The organism is Gulosibacter sediminis (assembly GCF_023370115.1).
In the GTDB taxonomy this organism is placed as follows: Bacteria; Actinomycetota; Actinomycetes; order Actinomycetales; family Microbacteriaceae; genus Gulosibacter; species Gulosibacter sediminis_A.
On record NZ_CP097160.1, the window covers coordinates 301,117 to 318,645 of the forward strand.

At 68.1% G+C, this 17,529-nt stretch carries 13 protein-coding genes; 10 read left to right on the top strand and 3 right to left on the bottom strand.

Going from position 1 to position 17,529, the window contains the following annotated elements; genetic code table 11:
* Positions 1–9: 9 nt before the first annotated feature.
* The 4 genes from M3M28_RS01290 (at position 10) to M3M28_RS01305 (ending at position 4,010) form a co-directional block, all read left to right on the top strand.
* Complete coding sequence (locus M3M28_RS01290) at positions 10–603, top strand: arsenate reductase/protein-tyrosine-phosphatase family protein (RefSeq protein WP_249387056.1); 594 nt, start codon at positions 10–12, stop codon at positions 601–603.
* Positions 604–753: 150 nt separating this feature from the next.
* On the top strand, positions 754–1,869 hold the full coding sequence (locus M3M28_RS01295) for an NAD-dependent epimerase/dehydratase family protein (RefSeq protein ID WP_249387057.1): 1,116 nt from the start codon (positions 754–756) through the stop codon (positions 1,867–1,869).
* A gap of 2 nt (positions 1,870–1,871) precedes the next feature.
* Positions 1,872–2,501: a YdcF family protein gene (locus M3M28_RS01300; protein WP_249387058.1), complete on the top strand. Its 630-nt coding sequence runs from the start codon at positions 1,872–1,874 to the stop codon at positions 2,499–2,501.
* Between the two features lie 210 nt (positions 2,502–2,711).
* Positions 2,712–4,010: an MFS transporter gene (locus tag M3M28_RS01305; protein WP_249387059.1), complete on the top strand. Its 1,299-nt coding sequence runs from the start codon at positions 2,712–2,714 to the stop codon at positions 4,008–4,010.
* Positions 4,011–4,291: 281 nt separating this feature from the next.
* Here M3M28_RS01305 and M3M28_RS01310 read toward each other — a convergent pair whose 3' ends face one another.
* Entirely contained in the window at positions 4,292–5,245 is a 954-nt protein-coding gene (locus M3M28_RS01310) for a Ppx/GppA phosphatase family protein (protein ID WP_249387060.1), read from the bottom strand.
* Between the two features lie 57 nt (positions 5,246–5,302).
* On the opposite strand from M3M28_RS01310, the gene M3M28_RS01315 reads away from it, so the two are divergent.
* Together M3M28_RS01315 and M3M28_RS01320 are read left to right on the top strand one after the other, a co-directional pair.
* Positions 5,303–5,812: an amino-acid N-acetyltransferase gene (locus M3M28_RS01315; RefSeq protein WP_249387061.1), complete on the top strand. Its 510-nt coding sequence runs from the start codon at positions 5,303–5,305 to the stop codon at positions 5,810–5,812.
* A 402-nt stretch (positions 5,813–6,214) separates the two neighbouring features.
* Positions 6,215–9,442, top strand: coding sequence for an ExeM/NucH family extracellular endonuclease (locus tag M3M28_RS01320; RefSeq protein WP_249387062.1), 3,228 nt, complete (start codon positions 6,215–6,217; stop codon positions 9,440–9,442).
* A 108-nt stretch (positions 9,443–9,550) separates the two neighbouring features.
* On the opposite strand, the gene M3M28_RS01325 is transcribed toward M3M28_RS01320, so the two are convergent.
* The gene (locus tag M3M28_RS01325; RefSeq protein WP_249387063.1) at positions 9,551–10,006 is read right to left on the bottom strand and encodes a VOC family protein; all 456 of its coding nucleotides are present in this window, start codon (positions 10,004–10,006) and stop codon (positions 9,551–9,553) included.
* A 101-nt stretch (positions 10,007–10,107) separates the two neighbouring features.
* On the opposite strand from M3M28_RS01325, the gene M3M28_RS01330 reads away from it, so the two are divergent.
* The 4 genes from M3M28_RS01330 to M3M28_RS01345 all read left to right on the top strand — a co-directional run bounded on the left by M3M28_RS01330 (position 10,108) and on the right by M3M28_RS01345 (position 15,904).
* Positions 10,108–11,094 carry a helix-turn-helix transcriptional regulator gene (locus tag M3M28_RS01330; RefSeq protein ID WP_249387064.1) on the top strand — a complete coding sequence of 329 codons (987 nt, stop codon included), beginning with the start codon at positions 10,108–10,110 and terminating at the stop codon, positions 11,092–11,094.
* A 79-nt stretch (positions 11,095–11,173) separates the two neighbouring features.
* Complete coding sequence (locus tag M3M28_RS01335; RefSeq protein WP_249387065.1) at positions 11,174–12,127, top strand: aldo/keto reductase; 954 nt, start codon at positions 11,174–11,176, stop codon at positions 12,125–12,127.
* 149 nt (positions 12,128–12,276) lie between these two features.
* Positions 12,277–14,925 carry a 5'-nucleotidase C-terminal domain-containing protein gene (locus M3M28_RS01340; protein ID WP_249387066.1) on the top strand — a complete coding sequence of 883 codons (2,649 nt, stop codon included), beginning with the start codon at positions 12,277–12,279 and terminating at the stop codon, positions 14,923–14,925.
* A 301-nt stretch (positions 14,926–15,226) separates the two neighbouring features.
* Positions 15,227–15,904, top strand: a complete 678-nt coding sequence (locus M3M28_RS01345; RefSeq protein ID WP_249387067.1) for a hypothetical protein — start codon at positions 15,227–15,229, stop codon at positions 15,902–15,904.
* Positions 15,905–15,911: 7 nt separating this feature from the next.
* Here the strand turns inward: M3M28_RS01345 and radA are convergent, their stop codons facing one another.
* Positions 15,912–17,402: a DNA repair protein RadA gene (gene radA / locus M3M28_RS01350; RefSeq protein ID WP_249387068.1), complete on the bottom strand. Its 1,491-nt coding sequence runs from the start codon at positions 17,400–17,402 to the stop codon at positions 15,912–15,914.
* Between the last annotated feature and the right edge of the window lie 127 nt (positions 17,403–17,529).

The following is a 17,529-nucleotide window of genomic DNA, read 5'->3' on the forward strand; positions in this document are numbered from 1 at the left end:
ACCCCCGCTATGACGGTGCGCATCCTCCCCGTGTGTACCGGCAATATCTGCCGATCGCCCATGGCCATGCAGCTGCTGCGCCTGCAGCTCGACCCGCAACAGTTTTCGCTCGCGAGCGCTGGCGTTGCCGCCGTTGAAGGTGCGCCGATGGACCCGGTGTCGCGGCTCATCGCCGAGCGCCTCGGGGTGCCGGATGCGGGGGAGCACGTTGCGCGGCAGCTCACACGGCACATGGTGGCCGAGGCCGACCTCGTGCTCGCGCTGACGCTCGAGCATCGCCGGCAGATTGTTGAGCTGCGGCCCGCCGCGGCGAAGTACACGTACACGCTGCGCGAGTTCGCGCGGATCGTCGACGAGGTGCCCGACGCCGAGTTCGCGGCCGTGGTCGCTGAGGCGAAGCAGCCCGTGCATGCTGCGCTCAAGGCGGTGGCGGCGCATCGCGGCATGCTGCCGCCGGCCGCGCCGTCGACGCTCGATGTGGTCGACCCGTACGGTCGCTCGGCGCGGGTGCACGAGAGGGCGGCCGCCGAGGTTGCGCCCGCGGTGAATTCGATCGCCCGATTCTTCGCCCGCAGCGTTTCTGCCTTTACCCCCGAAAGTTGACCCCGCGCGGGGTTTTCTGTCGCCCCTGCGCTGCGAAGTTGTCCCTCCTGGTTGCGGTCGCCCGTGGCTAGCGTGAAACGCGTGAGATGCCTGCCCGGGCATCGAATTTGCAATGTCTTTGCGCTGGTACTGGAAGGGTTCCGAATTCCAATGAAGGTTTTGATTACCGGGGCGGCCGGATTTATCGGCTTTCATACCTCGCGACGTTTTCTCGAGGCGGGGCACGAGGTTATCGGATATGACGGGTTCACCGAGTATTACGATCCCCAATTAAAAGCCCGCCGCGAAGAACTCCTGCTCGAATATCCCGGATATCGGGCGGTGCGGGGGATGCTCGAGGACTTCGAGCTGCTCTCGGGCATCGTCGCCGACGAGCGCCCCGAGATCGTGATCCACCTCGCCGCGCAGGCTGGCGTGCGCTACAGCATCGACAACCCGCGGGCCTATATCAGCGCGAACGTGCAGGGCACCTTCAACCTGCTCGAGGCGCTGCGCTACCACCCGCCCCGCCACCTGCTGCTCGCATCCACCTCGTCGATCTACGGGGCGAACACGGTGTTCCCATTCGCCGAGACGGCGCGCACCGCGTTCCCTGTGTCGCTCTACGCGGCGACGAAGGGCGCGACCGAGGCGATCAGCCACTCGTACGCGCACCTCTTCAGCATTCCAACGACGTGCTTCCGCTTCTTCACGGTGTACGGCCCATGGGGTCGGCCCGACATGGCGCTGTTCAAGTTCGTCGACCGCATCCAACGCGGTGAAGCGATCGACGTCTACGGCAACGGCGAGATGTCGCGCGACTTCACGTTCATCGACGACCTCGTCGAGGGCATCGTGCGCCTCAGCGACAAGGTCCCCCAGGCCGGTGGCTTCGCGGATGCTGCGGGCGAGCTCGACTCGGTGTCGCCCGTGGCCGCGTGGCGCGTCGTGAACATCGCGGGCGGGCAGCCGATTCCGCTCATGCGCTTCATCACGGCGATCGAGGAGACGATGGGGCAGGTCGCGCGCAAGCGGATGCTGCCGATGCAGGCCGGCGACGTCGTCGACACGCTCGCCAGCCCAGCGCTGCTTGAGGCCCTCACCGGCTTCAAGCCGGCGACGCCGATCGAGGCCGGCGTGAAGGCGTTCGTCGACTGGTACCTCGAATACCAGCCCGAGGCGACGCGCGAACTCGCCTCGGTGCATCCGCTCGAGCCCGCGCACGCCGAGACGGCGGCCCAGCCCGCGGCGTCGGCGGCCACGCGGGCGCTCGCGCAGCTCGCCTGAGCGTGACTGCGCCGCCGGCGGTTTCGAGGGCGACCGGCCGACGACGCGCGGTTGTTCGGCTGCTGCGCATCGGCATCGCGGTGGTGCTGAGCTGCGCCCTCGCGTGGGTGGGGCTCGTGACGCTCAACGTCGCGTTCCCGAGCCACGGGGTGAAGGGGCGGTACGACGTGATCGTGTCGCTCGCGCCGGGGGAGTTTCGGCTGCCGACCGCGCTCGAGCTGTATTACTCGGGGCGCGTGGCCGAGAACCTCGCGATCTCGTGGATCGCCGAGGATGCGTCGCTCGGGGACGAGTTGTACCCGCGCATCGAGCTGCAGACGAACGTGTGCGCGAGCAACGTTGACCCCCACGTGCACTGTTTCGAGCCGACCGAAGACAGCACGCTCGGGGAGGCGCTCTCGCTGCGGCAGCTGCTGGAACAGTACGGCTGGACGAGCGTGCTCGTCGTGACCGACCGCACCCACGCGTTCCGCGCACGGTACGTGTTTGAACGCTGCCTGCCACACGGCACGACCGTTGATGTTGAGGTTGCGCCGACCCACTTGTCGCGCGAGGAGTGGGGCGAAGAACTCGTCTACGAGAACGCCGCGGTGATCAAGGCGATTGCCGAAACTGCTGTGAAGTGTGGGTAGTTCGGTAGGCGGGTTGCGCGGGGTGCGCGCGGGCTGAGCCCGAGCATCCGGCGCGGTATATCGGGGTGCGGTAGGCCGAGCGTGCGAGGGATGCGCGTGGCTGAGCCCGAGCATCCGGCCTGTCTTTCGGCGTCACCGCGACCGGGCCGATGCGCCGCCCGAGCCCCGAGAGGAGTAGCGTGCAAGGCGTACGCAACGACGAAGGGCAGCATGGCGACCGAGACGAACGGCACCCAACCGCCCCTGTGGCGCATCCTCATCATCGCCCTGCTGCCGACCTTCATTTACTCGGTCGGGCAGGGCGCGATTGTGCCGGTGATTCCGGCGGTCGCGACGTCGCTCGGCGCTGATCTCGGCTTCGCGGGGTTTATCGCGGGGTCGCTGCTCATCGGCCAGGCGGTCGGTAACCTGCCCGCCGGGGCCGTCGTGAGTCGCTTTGGCGAGCGGCGCGCGATGGTGTTTTCGGCGTTCGCGACGATCGTTGGCGCGCTGGTCTCGGTGTTCGCGGTGAATGCGTGGATGCTGCTCGTCGGCGTGCTCGTGCAGGGACTGATGACCGCGACGTTCGCGCTCGCGAGGCAGGCGTTCTTGAGCACGTATGTGCCGTTCCAGTACCGGGCGCGGTCGATGTCGACGCTCGGCGGGGTGTTCCGTTCGGGCATGTTCGTTGGACCGTTCATCGCGACATGGATGATCACCGCGACCGGCGACGCGCAGATGAACTTCTGGGTCTTCATCGTGTGCTCGGCGCTCGCGGCGATTGCCGTCGCGGTGTTGCCCGACGTTGAGAAGGTGTCGAGCGCGTCGCGGGATTCGGCAGAGGTATATGACGCGGGTGGGGACGCGCCGACCGGGGCGATTCCCGTGGCGAAGGATGCTGGGGCCGGTTCGTCGCGCGGGCGCGAGTCGATCGCGCAGACATTCTGGCGGCGCGGCGATGTGTTGCTGCGGCTTGGCACCGGCGCGGGCATCCTGATGATGATGCGCTCGGGCCGGCAGGTGTTGTTGCCGCTGTGGGGCCTGTCGATCGGGCTCGACGACGCGTTCACGACGTTGATCATCGGCATCGCGGGCGCCATCGACTTCGCGCTGTTTTTCACGTCGGGGTGGATCATGGACCGCTTCGGTCGATCGGCCAGCGGCGTGCCCGCGTTGCTTGGCATGGGCCTCGGCTTCGCGGTGCTCGCGTTCACGCACGACCTGGATGCGTCGGCCGCGTGGTTCGTCGTGATCACGCTCTGGCTCGGGGTCGCGAACGGTGTGGGGTCGGGCATCGTCATGACGCTCGCCGCCGACCTCGCCGACCGCGAGCATCCGGCGCCCTTCTTGGCCGCGTGGCGCACCGTCACCGATGGGGCGAGCTCGACCGTGCCGTTCGTCGTGGCGGGGCTGCACGCGTTTGTCGGGATCGCCGTGACCTCCGGATTCTTCGGCGTGCTCGGGCTGTTCGGGGCGTGGCTGTTGTGGCGGTATATCCCGAAGTACATCCCGAAGCCGCGCTGGCGGTGACTTGGGCAGGGCGCGCGCCGCGAGTGAGGCGCCCCGCGAGTGAGGCGCCTCCGCGAGCGGCGGGCACCCGCGTCGAGTGTCCCTGAGATCCCACTTTTCGCGCGATTTTTGGGATGTCGGGGACGCTAGACTGCCGAATCCGGCCCGACGCGACCCCGCGCATCCTCGTCGCCCTTGCCCTTGCCCTGCCCGCGACAGAGTGTCCTCGAGATCCCACTTTTCGCGAGATTTTTGGGACAACGGGGACACTCTGCCGCGTGACTAAGCCGCTCCCGCGCCCCCTACTTCTTCCGCTTTGCGCGCACGCTGTGCGGCAGCCGGTCGAGGTAGTCGAGCAGCACGCCCTCGCGCATGGCCCAGGGCGACACGTCGAGGCGCTCGATCTCGAGCGCGCGCATCACCGAGAGCAGCACGGTGCCGCCGCCGACGATCTGAAAAGCGCGATCCTGGGTGATGCCCGGCAGCGCGTGCCGCGACTCCGACGGCAGCTTCGCGAGGCGCGGCAGCCAGTCCTCAAGCTGCCACCGGTACAAGAACGTCATCGCGTTGCCGCCCATACCCCCGCTCTGCGACCCGGCGAGCCGCGCGAGCGAACGAATCGTCTTCGACGACCCGACCACCTGATCGGGCTGGCGCAGCTCGGCGAACTTGCTCACCGCATCCGGCAGCACGTCGTCGATGTAGGTCTGCAGCTCCTCGAGCTCGGGTTCGGTGGGCGGATCATCGGTGAGGTAGGTCTTCGTCATGCGGCCGGCGCCGAGCGGCAGCGACATCGCAAACTCGGGCAGCTCATCGCTGCCGATCGCGAGTTCGAGCGACCCGCCGCCGATGTCGACGAGCTGAATGCGCCCGGCGTTCCAGCCGAACCAGCGGCGCACGGCGAGGAAAGTGACGCGCGCCTCGTCTTTGCCCGACATAACCTGCAGGTCGATGCCGCACTCCTTGCGGATGCGCTTGAGCAGCTTCGACCCATTCGTCGCGTCGCGCAGCGCGCTCGTTGCCATCGGCAGCAGCTCGTCGAGGTTCGCCGAGGCGATGTGCTCGGCCGCGGCGTGCATTGTCTGCATGATGTGCTCGACGCCCTCGTCCGAGATCGACCCGTCGGGCTCGAGGTACTTCATGAGCCGCAGCACCGACTTCGTTGAGGTCTTGTGCACGGGCCGGGCGCCAGGATGCGCATCGACCACCAACAGGTGGACCGTGTTGGAACCGACATCGAGTACGCCCAGTCGCATTCCCACAGTGTACGTGCGCCCGCCGCGTGCGCCCGACGCCCGAACTACCATGAAGGGATGCAGAACTTGGTGGTGCGTCAAGCGCGCACGGATGACGTTGTCGCGATTCGCGACGTCTTGGAACCGATGATGGTCACCAACCTCTTGCTGCGAAAAGACCTCGTCGTGCTTTACGAGGCTGTGCAGGAATTCCTGGTCGCCGAGCTTGACGGCAAGATCGTCGGCTGCGGCGCGCTGCACGTGCTCTGGCGCGACCTGGGGGAGGTGCGCTCGATCGCCACCACCCCTGAGGTGCGCGGTATGGGCGTTGGTCACACGATGCTTGAGGGGCTGATTGAGCGCGCGCACGTGCTCGGGTTGACGCGCCTGTTCTGCCTCACGTTTGAGACGGAGTTCTTCGGGCGGCACGGCTTCGAGGCCGTGGGCGAGCACGTTGTCGACCACGACGTATATAAGGAGATCCTCCACTCGCCCGACGCCGGAACCGCCGAGTTCCTCGACCTGCCCTGGGTCAAGCCGAACACCCTCGGCAACACCCGGATGCTGCTGGAGATGGCGCGGGCGTAAGCGGTTCGGGCTTGGGTCGGCTCGTTTAGTGGGCCCGGCAAGGGCGGCGAGGATGCGCGGGGTCGCGTTGGGTGCGCGGCAGCCGGCTTGCGCGGTCTAGTGTCCCCGACATCCCACTTTTCGCGCGAAAAGTGGGCTTTTAGGGACACACGGCGAGAGCAGGCAAGGACGGCGATGCTGCGCGGGGTCGACCCGAGTGGGCAGCCGCCGGATTCCGCTGCCTAGTGTCCTCAACATCCCAAAAATCGCGCGAAAAGTGGGATTCCGGGGACACTTTGCGGCGCGCGGCCAGGCACCCGGCTTCACCCGCACGACACCTGTAGTTCAGAATCCGGCTACCTGGGTCGTTACCGATTCGTTGCCGCGGCCCCATACTCTCTCGAGCAGTTTCGTCTTTCTACTGTGAGGAATCTGTTCGTGCGCATCTCGATCAAGCAGCTTGGTGCTGCGGCGCTCGCGGTCGTGCTGGGAGCGGGCGCCGTCGCCTCGCTCGGCCAGCCCGACCCAGCATCCGCTGCGGCCGACGGCTCGACCGTCGTCATCAACGAGGTTTACGGCGGTGGCGGCAACAGCGGCGCCCCCTACAACCGCGACTTCGTTGAGCTCTACAACCCCACCGACGCTGCAATCGACCTGGGCGGCTACCAAGTCGTCCGCTACTCGGGTTCGGGTAACCCGCAGGGCGACACCGTCACCATCCCGGCGGGCACGACCATCGAGCCGGGCGCCACGCTCGTCGTCGGCGGCGCCTACGGCAGCAACACCTCGGCCGCCGACGTTCCCGTCGACGTCGAAGGCGAGTTCGCACTTGGCGCCTCGAACGGCGCGGTCGACCTCACCGACGCCTCGGGCGCCATCGTCGACCTCGTCGGCTTCGGCACGGTCGGCGGCAACGCCTTCGAGACCGCGGCCGCACCCGGCCTGAGCAACTCGACCTCGGCCCAGCGCATCCCCGACGGCGTCGACACCGACGACAACAGCGCCGACTTCGCCGCCGCCGACCCGACCCCGGGTGCCCTCAACGACAGCGACGAAACCCCCGAGCCCACCGACCCCGTCGAGCCGACCGACCCGACCGAGCCCACCGACCCCGCCGAGTGCGACGTCGCGATTTCGGAGATCCAGGGCACGGGCGCATCGACCCCGCTGCCGACCGACCAGGCCGTCACCACCTGCGGCGTCGTGACCGCGTCGTACACCACCGGCGGCCTCAACGGCTTCTACCTGCAGACCCCGACGACGGATGCTGCGGGCCAACCGGTCGAGCAGGCCGACGACGCCTCGAACGGCATCTTCGTCTACACGAACAACGCGCCGACCGTCGCGATCGGCGACTCGGTGCAGGTCACGGGTACTCCGAACGAGTACTACGGCCTCACCCAGCTCGTGCAGCCGAACATCACCGCGGTCGACGCGCTCGGCACCGTCGAGCCACTTGAGCTCGCCGCGTGGCCGACCACCGAAGACGAGCGCGAACTCTACGAGGGCATGCTCGTCACGCCGCAGGGCACCTACACGGTGACCGACAACTACACGCTCAACAGCTACGGCGAGGTCGGTCTGGCCTTCGGCGATGGCCCGCTCGTGAACGCGACCGAGGTCGGTGCTCCCGGCTCGGCCGAGGCGCAGGCCCAGGTCGACGAGAACACGGCCCGCGCCGTGTTGCTCGACGACGGCTCGAGCTGGAATTACCAGAGCAACGCGACGGCGAAGAACTCGCCGCTGCCCTACCTCAGCCTGCAGACGCCGGTCACGGTCGGCGCCACCGCGAGCTTCGAGCAGCCGATGATCGTCTCGTACGGCTTCGACATGTGGCGCTTCCAACCGCAGCAGCAGGTCGTCGGCGCCGAGAACGCGCCCGTGAGCTTCAGCGAGGTGCGTGAGGATGCGCCGGTCGACTTCTCGGGTTCCGACTACTCGGTCGCCTCGTTCAACGTGCTCAACTACTTCACGACCCTCGGCACCGACGAGGCCGGCTGTGCCTACTACACCGACCGCGAGGGCAACCCGACGACGGCGAACGACTGCACCGTCCGCGGCGCCTACGACACCGAGAACTTCGAGCGCCAGCAGGTGAAGATCGTGAACGCGATCAACGCGCTCGACGCATCCGTCATCGCACTCGAGGAGATCGAGGACTCGAGCGACTTCGGTCAGGACCGCGACGCGGCCCTCGCCAACCTCGTCGACGAGCTCAACGCCGCCGCCGGGAGCGACAAGTGGTCGTACGTGGCCTCGCCCGACACGGTGCCCGCGAACGGTGACGACGTCATCCGTACCGCGTTCATCTACCAGGATGCTGAGGTCAGCTATGTCGATGGCTCGACCGAGATTCTCGACGACAGCGCGTTCGTGAACGCTCGCGCGCCGCTCGCCGCGACCTTCGCCCCCGTTGCGAACGAGGACGAGCACTTCGTCGTCATCGCGAACCACTTCAAGTCGAAGGGTGGCTCGGGCGAGGGCGACAACGCGAACAACGACGACGGCAACCCCGCCTCGGCGACGGGCGGCTGGAACGGCGACCGCGTGCGCCAGGCCCAGGCGCTGCTCGAGTTCGCGGAGGCGCAGCAGGCCGAGCAGTCGACCGACCTCCTCTTCATCACGGGTGACCTCAACTCGTACTCGATGGAGGCGCCGGTGACGACGCTGACCGACGCGGGCTACGTGCCGGTCGCATCGGACGGCTCGGAGTACAGCTACCTCTACACCTCGGAGCTCGCGACCGGCGGCAAGATCGGTACGGTCGGCTCGCTCGACCACATCCTGCTCTCGCCGGCCGCCGCCGAGCAGATGAACGGTTCGGACATCTGGACGATCAACGCCTACGAGCCGATCGCCCTCGAGTACAGCCGCTTCAACGCGAACGTCACGAACTTCTACGACGAGAGCCCGTACCGCGCATCGGACCACAACCCGATCATCGTGGGCATGTCAACGACGCCGGTTGAGACGCCGGAGCCGACCCCGACCCCGGAGCCGACCGAGACGCCGGATCCGACCGAGACCACCGCGCCGACGACCCCGTCGACCGAGACCCCGGAGCCTACCGCCTCGGAGACCGAGTCGGAGGAGCCCCAGCTCGTCACCGAGCAGGAGCACTACACGGCCGCCGAGTCGGCCGCGGGCATCAAGTACGTCGGCGTGAACTTCGCCGCGAACGCGTCGGTGAACATCGCGATCTCGATCGACGGTGGCGAGCCGCAGAGCGTTGAGTCGCTCACGGCCGACGCCGACGGCACGATCACTGGCCAGTTGACGTACCAGGCGGTTGATTCCGAGAACGGTGCGGTCATCGAGGACAACCTGCCCTGGCCGGCCGGTTCGTACACGATCGTCGCGACGCAGGGCGACCTCTCGGCGACCGTGAGCTTCACGGTTGGCGAGGACGCTGCGGCGACCGACGGCACCGCGACCGCGACCGCCTCGGCGACCGCGACCAGCGACCCGAGCGACACCGACCCCGCGACCGCCACGAGCATCCCGGCCGACGGCACCAACAACGCGGGCGACCAGCTCGCGACGACCGGTGCGAACGAGAGCGCGATGTTCATGGGCATCGCGTCGGGCGTCATCGCGCTCGCGCTCGGCGGAGCGCTCGTGCTGCTGCGCCGTCGTAACAACGAGGCGTAAGCCAGTCGCCTTCGGGTGATCCGCGGCGGCGGTCGGAGCTTCGACTCCGGCCGCCGCCGCCGTTTCCGCCGGAAAATCGGGCTAACCGCGACACCCATGCGGGAGAGGTCAGTTCGCGGTGACGGTGACGCTCCAGGTGACGCCGAACCGGTCGGTGAGCATCCCGAAGCCGGCGCTCCAGGCTGATGCGGCGAGCGGCTCGACGATCGTGGCGCCCGCCGCGAGCGCATCCCAGTAACCCCGCAGTTCCTCGAGGCTGTCGGAGCTGATGGAGACGAACAGGGCCTGGTCGGTCACCGTGGTGTGGTTCTCGCGGCGGGTCGCGCCGCTGCCGGCGATGCCGCCCTCGGTCTGGCCAGGGATGTCGTAGCCCATGACGCGGAAACCGTTGTCGGCGGCGACGAGACCGAAGACGACCTTGTCGGCGCCGGGGACCTCGGCCGGCATGCCGAAGTCGGCGTAGGTGTTGATGACGACGTGCCCGCCGAACACGGAGCCGTAGAACTCGAGCGCTGCACGTGCATCGCCGCGAAAGTTCAGGTGGGTGGTGGTTTGGATGCTCATGGCTGCTCCTAGCGTTGAATATCGACCGGTCTCGGTCGGTAATTCGAGCCTCGCAGGCCACTAGGTCAAATCATGTCCTAGTTGAGTCGTAAGGTTCAACCATGACCACCCCGACATCGCGACTCCTGAAACTGCTGTCGTTGCTGCAAACGCACCGCGACTGGCCTGGCTCGGTGCTCGCGGAACGGCTTGAGGTGAGCGCCCGCACGGTGCGGCGCGACGTCGAGCGCCTTCGCGAAATGGGCTACACGATCGACGCGACCATGGGCAGCGATGGGGGATACCGGCTCGCGGCCGGCAGCGACCTGCCGCCGATGCTGTTCGACGATGACCAGACCGTCGCGATCGCAGTCGCGTTGCAGGCCGCCACCGTCGTAGGGGCGGAAATCGGTGAGGGTGCGATTCGGGCACTGGCGACGATGCGGCAAGTAATGCCGTCCCGCTTGCGCCGCCGCCTCGATGCGCTCGAGGTCACTGCGATTCGGCAGCGTCCGGGTGTAGGCGCTCCTGGTGAGATCTCGATCGAGGTGCTGCTGTCACTGGCAACGACAATCCGCGCCCGAGAGGTGCTTCGCTTCGACTATGCCCCGCGCGTCGCGTCGGCAGATGATTCATTCCTCCCACCGAGGCGGGTCGAGCCGCATCACCTCGTCACCGCGCAGGGCCGTTGGTACCTGCTCGCGTGGGACCTGGAGCGAGACGATTGGCGTACGTTCAGCGTCGATCGGATTGCGCCTCGCACCCCGACGGGTTCGCGCTTCACTCCGCGCGAGGCGCCGGGCGGCGACGTGCACGAGTTCGTCTTGGCCCATTTCAAGGGCTCCGACGTCAATCAGTGGCCGTACCGCGGCACCGTCATCCTTGACCTCCCCGTTGAGGAGGTCCTCCCGTTCGCCGGCGACGGCGCGGTGCGAGCCTACGGCGAAGGACGGTGCGTGCTCGAATCAGGATCCTGGTCATGGGGAGCGCTCGCCGCCTCGTTCGGCCGCTTCGAGGCGCCGATGGAGGTCCTCCACCCGCCCGAACTCGCCGAAGCGTTCGCGACACTCGCCAATCGCTACCGCGACGCCGCGGGCACGCCCCGATAGCCCGCGACCGCATCCGGGCACGTCACGTCTTGGGTCGGTTCGCCGGAATGCGCGACCGATCCCCGCTGTTGAGGCAATCATGACCACAACGCGCATCGGTTCTAGCGACCTCGAAATCTTCCCGCTCGCCCTCGGCGGCAACGTCTTCGGTTGGACAGCCGACCGCGACGCGAGCTTCGCCGTGCTCGACGCCTTCACCGAAGCGGGCGGCACGCTCATCGACACCGCCGACTCGTACAGCCACTGGGTGCCGGGACACTCGGGCGGCGAAAGCGAGCGCACGATCGGTGAGTGGATCGCGGCGCGCAAGCCCCAGGGCGTACAGCTCGCGACGAAGGTCGGCATGCAGCCGGGCGGCCCGCAGCTCACCGCATCCAACGTGCGCGCGGTCGCCGAGCAGTCGCTGCAGCGCCTCGGCGTCGAAACCATTGACCTCTTCTATGCACACAAGCCCGACGACGTGACCCCGCTCGAGGAGACCGTCGCGGCGTTCGACGCGCTCGTGCGCGACGGACTCATCCGCAACATCGGCCTTTCGAACTACTCTGCCGAGCAGGTCGAGCAGTGGCTCGACATCGCTGAGCACACCGGTGCCGCGAAGCCGGTGGCGCTCCAGCCGCAGTACAGCCTCGTGCACCGCGGCGACGTCGAGGGCCCGCTGCTCGCCACGGCGCAGCGCCACGAGCTGAGCATCCTGCCGTACTACTCGCTCGCGAGCGGCTTCCTCACCGGCAAGTACCGCGAGCCCGTCGAAGCGGGGGAGTCGCCGCGCGCCGGCGGCGCCTCGCAGTACGCGACGGCCGAGGGCCTGCGAATCATCGACGAGCTCGAGCGCATCGCCAGCGAGCACGGCGCGAGCATCGCCTCGACCGCCCTCGCGTGGTTGCGCCAGCAGCCCACCGTGGCCGCGCCGATCGCGAGCGCGTCGAAGCCGTCGCAGATCGCCGGCCTCGTCGCCAGCGCCACGCTCGAGCTCACGGATGCGGAGCTCGCGTCGCTCTCGGAAGTTTCGTCGGCGCTGCTGCCCGCGTAGCGACCCCGCGGATGCGCGACTCGGGCCGCCCGGCCGGGTCGCGCATCCTGCCGTTGCGAATCAAATAGTGAGAAGACCCTTGGCTTTACCTGAGCGTTACCTCAGCATGGAAAAGTACATGCGTTCGTATCACGGTTCTAGGAGGCCTTGTGGCTAAGAAGTCCCCGATGGTGAAGGGCGGTGTCGCGGCCACCCTCGGCCTCGCGCTGGCTGCCACCGCATTCGTTGCTCCGGCAAACGCCGAAGCGCTCAACACCGGTGAGGTCATTCAGCCCACCGCAGGCACCACCCAGATCAACCTCATCGGCTTCAACGACTTCCACGGTCGCATCACGAAGGTCGACGCCTTTGCCGCCAACGTGCTGCAGGTGCAGGACACGTTCGGCGCCGACAACAGCATCATCATCGGCAACGGTGACCAGGTTGGCGCCTCGGAGTTCGAGTCGTCGGTCGCCGGCGACCAGCCCTCGAAGGACGCGCTCGTCGCGCTCGGCGTCGACTCGTACACCTCGGGTAACCACGAGTTCGACAAGGGCCAGGAAGACGCGCTCGCGATTCGCGACACGTTCGGCACCCTGCTCGCCGCGAACGTCATCAAGGCCGATGGCACCCCGCTGCTCGACGCGTACAGCACCTTCGAGGTTGCCGGCCACACCGTCGCCGTCGTTGGCGCCGTGACGCAGTCCACCGCATCCGGCGTGAGCCCCGCGGGCATCGAGGGCCTCAGCTTCACCGACCCGGTCGACGCCGTGAACGACGTTGCCGCGCAGCTCTCCGACGGCGACGAGTCGAACGGCGAAGCCGACATCATCATCGCCTCGTACCACGAGGGTGGCCCCTCGAGCGGCAGCTACGACGACAACTCGTCGAACGAGACCTTCGCGAAGATGGCGACCGAGACGTCGGCTGACGTCGACGCCATCTACGAGGCGCACACGCACCAGACCTACAACTACGAGACCAACATTGACGGCAAGATCCGTCAGGTGGTTCAGGCCGGTCAGTACGCCGAGAACGTCGGCCAGATCGTGCTCGACGTCGACGCTGACGGCAACGTCGTGAGCTCGTCGTCGTCGGTCGTCCCGACCTTCCTCGAGGATGGCGAGACCCCGCGCGTCGACGCGTCGACCCTGTCGGCTGACTCGCAGGCGGTCTACAACACCGTCGTCGGCATCCAGGAGGCCGCGCTCGCCGAGGCCGAGGTGCTCGGCGCCGAGCAGATCGGTGTCGTTGAAGAAGACATCACCCGCGCGAAGACCTACGACGCCACCGGCGCCGTGACGGTCGAAGACAACCGCGCGCAGGAGTCGACCCTCGGCAGCGTTGTTGCCGACTCGATGATGCTCTGGGCGCAGAGCGTCGGCACTGAGGCGCTCGACGCCGACCTGTCGATCATGAACCCGGGCGGCATGCGCGCCGACATCGCGGGCGACGGCACCCTCACTTACAAGGACGGCCAGGTCGTGCTGCCGTTCGTGAACAACCTCTCGGTGGTTTCGATCACTGGCGCCGAGCTCAAGAACGTGCTCGAGGAGCAGTGGCAGCTGCAGGCCGACGGCACCGTGCCGTCGCGCCCCTACCTGCAGCTCGGCCTCTCGTCGAACGTCGACTACAGCTACACCGGCTCGACCTCGGACGACCCGCTGACCACGCAGGGCAGCCACATCACCTCGGTCTACATCGACGGCGTTGCCCTCGATGACGCGCAGGTTTACAAGGTCGTCATGCCGTCGTTCCTCGCGGCCGGTGGCGACAACTTCCTCTCGCTGAACAACAACGAGGGCGTCTACGACACCGGTTCGGTCGACCTCGACGCGTTCGTGCAGTACGTCGAGAGCCTCCCCGGCACGCTGCTCGAGCCCGAGCAGACCCGCAACGGCTTCCAGATCGACGGCTACTTCGGTGAGGACGGCGCTGCGCCGTCGATCGAGGCCGGCGCCGAGCAGACCATCACCGTCACCGACGTTGACCTGCACTCGCTCGACCTCGTCGCGAACACCACCGTTGAGGTGCTGCTCGACGGCAACGTCATCGGTGAGGGCACTGTGACCGGCTCGACCCTCGCGGGCGAGACCACCACTGCCGACGTGACCTTCACGGTTCCGGCCGACACCGCGGCGGGCGACTACACCATCCAGGTCGTCGCGCAGCCCTCGGGCTCGACCGTCAACCTCCCGCTGACCGTGACCGCGGCCACCGAGACCACCCCGCCGACCACGACGCCGCCGACCACCCCGTCGACCGAGACCCCGGCGCCGACCCCGTCGGAGACCGAATCGCAGGAGCCCCAGCTCGTCACCGAGCAGGAGCACTACACCACGGCCGAGTCGGCCGATGGCGTCAACTACGTCGGCGTGAACTTCGCCGCGAACGAGGCCGTCGACATCGCGATCAGCGTTGACGGTGGCGACGCGCAGAGCGTTGACTCGGTGCTCGCTGACGCCGATGGCACGATCAGCGGTCAGCTGACCTACCAGACGGTTGACCAGGAGACCGGCGCGGTCATCGAGGACAACCTGCCTTGGCCGGCCGGCACCTACACCATCGTTGCCACGCAGGGTGACCTCTCGGCGACCGTGACCTTCACGGTTGGCGACGAGACCGGTGCGGCGACCGACGGTGGCTCGACCGACGGCACCTCGACCGTGCCGGCGGCCGGCAACAACGGCTCGGGCGACCAGCTCGCGACGACCGGTGCGAACGAGACCGCGATGTTCGCGGGCATCGCGGCGGGCGTCATCGCCCTCGCGCTCGGTGGCACCCTGATGCTGCTGCGCCGTCGTAACAACGACGCGTAAGTAACACGCCTTCGGGCGATCCGCTGCGGCGGTCGGAGCTTCGGCTCTGGCCGCCGCTGGCGGTTTCCGTGGGGGTTGGGCGGGTTGCGCGCGTGGCCCGTGCAGCCCGTGCAGCCCGTGCAGCGGCGGGCGGGTGCGTGGGGTTGTCATTAGCGTTGGCGCGAGTGACGAGCGGTCTACGGCTAATGGTTGGCCGTATCGCTAATGCTTGGGCTTGGGCTTGGGCTCGGTCAGGGGCGGATGCGCGGGGCCGCGGTGTGGGATCGCGTCGGCCGGCGCCGGGTTGCGTACGATTTCTCACATGTCTGGGCAGCGGGGTGGCAAGCCGAGCGCCGCGGTGTATCGGCGCCGGCGGCTCGTCGCGCTCGTGCTCGCGGTGATCGTCATCGCGCTGCTCGTCTGGGGCGTCGTTTCGCTGTTCGGGGCGCTCCGCGGCGGCGACGACCCGACGTCAACCGGTGCGGCGCCGAGCCCGACCGAGACCGCACAACCGGACGCGACCACGAGCGAAGCCGAGCCGACCGAGTCGCCGGAAGCCACCGCATCCGAAACCCCGGAGCCGACCGACGACACCCCGGCTGTCTGCACCGAGGGCGACGTGACGGTCACGGCCATCACGGACGCGGCGACGTACGCGGCCGACGCGCTGCCGCAGCTCTCGATGAAGCTCGTGAACACGAGCGACAGCCCGTGCCGGATGGACGTGGGCACGTCGGCGCAGATCTACACGATCAAGTCGGGCGACGACACGATTTGGACGTCGACGGACTGCCAGTCCGACGGCACGAGCCAGGTCGTCGAGCTGACGCCGGGCAAGGAAGTCACGTCGCCCGCGATCGAGTGGGTGCGCGAGCGCTCGACGACTGACACCTGCGACTCCGATTCGCGGCCCGCCGCGGTCGGCGGCGGCGCGTACTACTCGCTCACGGTGTCGATCGGCGGCATCTCGTCGGAGCCCGTGTTCTTCGAACTGCAATAGCGGCGGTTTAGACCGGGCGGAGGTGGTTGCCGTTGCGGTTGCCGCCGGGGTTCCCGTTAGTGCCGCGGTTGCTGTTGTTGCCGCTGCGGTTGCTGCCGGCACTGTTGTTGCCGCTGCCGCTGCCTCTGACTCCACCGTTACGGCCGCCGCCACTGCGGCCACCGCCAAGCTCGAGGTCAAGCGCGAGGTCGACAGCATTCGTGACCGTGCCGTGCTCGGGCCCGAACTGCTTGCCGTAGCCGAGCCGCTTCGCCTCGGCGAACCGCATCTTCTCGGACGACACATGCCGAATCTCGCCGACCAGGCTGATCTCGCCGACGACGACCGTGTTTGGCTTCGTCGGCCGGTTCTTCTGCGCTGAGCTCAGGGCGACGGCGATTGCGAGGTCGGCGCCCGGTTCGGTGAGGCGCACGCCGCCGACGGTCGACACGTAGACGTCGTGGCTCGCGAGCTGGATGCCGCAGCGCCGCTCGAGCACCGCGAGGATCATCGCGACGCGGTTCGAGTCGACGCCGTTCGTGACGCGGCGTGGATTTGGCGCCTGCGAGTGCACGACGAGTGCCTGCACCTCGACGGGCAGCACGCGCTTGCCCTCGAGCGCGACGGTGATCGCCGAGCCGGCCACGGGCTGGTCGCGCTGGCTCACGAACAGCGCCGACGGGTCTGGCACCTCGACCATGCCGTCGCCCGACATCTCGAAGCAGCCCACCTCATCCGTGGGGCCGAAGCGGTTCTTGAGCGTGCGCACAAACCGCAGCGCAGTCTGGCGGTCGCCGTCGATGTGGGCGACGACGTCGACGAGGTGCTCGAGCAGGCGCGGGCCGGCGACGTTGCCGTCTTTCGTGACGTGGCCGACGAGGATCGCCGGCATGTTGCGGGTCTTCGCGGCGCGGATGATCGCGGTCGCGACCTCGCGCACCTGGCTCGGCTGGCCGGCGAGCGAGTCGACGTTCGCCGATGCGATGGTCTGCACGGAGTCGAGGATGAGCAGGGCCGGGTCGGTCTGCTCGATGTGGCCGAGCACCGTGCCGAGGTCGGTCTCGCTCGCGAGCAGCAGCGTGGGCTGGAGGGCGTGCGTGCGCTGGGCGCGCATCCGCACCTGGTTCACCGATTCTTCGCCCGAGACGTAGAGCACGCGCGCGCCGGTCGCTGCGATGCGCGATGCGGTTTCGAGTAGCAGCGTCGACTTGCCGACGCCGGGTTCGCCCGAGAGCAGGATGGCCGCGCCGGGCACGATGCCGCCGCCGAGCACGCGGTCGAACTCGCCGATGCTCGTGGGCTGGTGCTGCGCGACCTCGGATGCGGGCACCTCAGTGATCGGCACCGCCCGGTGGCGCGGCGCGAGGGCCTGCGCGCGGGCCTCGATGCCGGTGGGCGTGCCCTTCTCGATGACCGTGCCCCACGCTTGGCACTCGGGGCAGCGGCCGACCCACTTGATCGACTCGTAGCCACACTCCGTGCACTCATAGGTGTTGCGCTGCTTGCTCTTCGTGGCCATGCCTCCAGCGTAGTTGCGGCCTGCGACATGGGGTTGGCCTGTGGATAGGTGGCCGCGGCGCAGGGTGTCCCCGTTGTCCCGTTTTTCGCGCGAAAAGTGGGACATCGGCGACACTATGTGGCCGCGG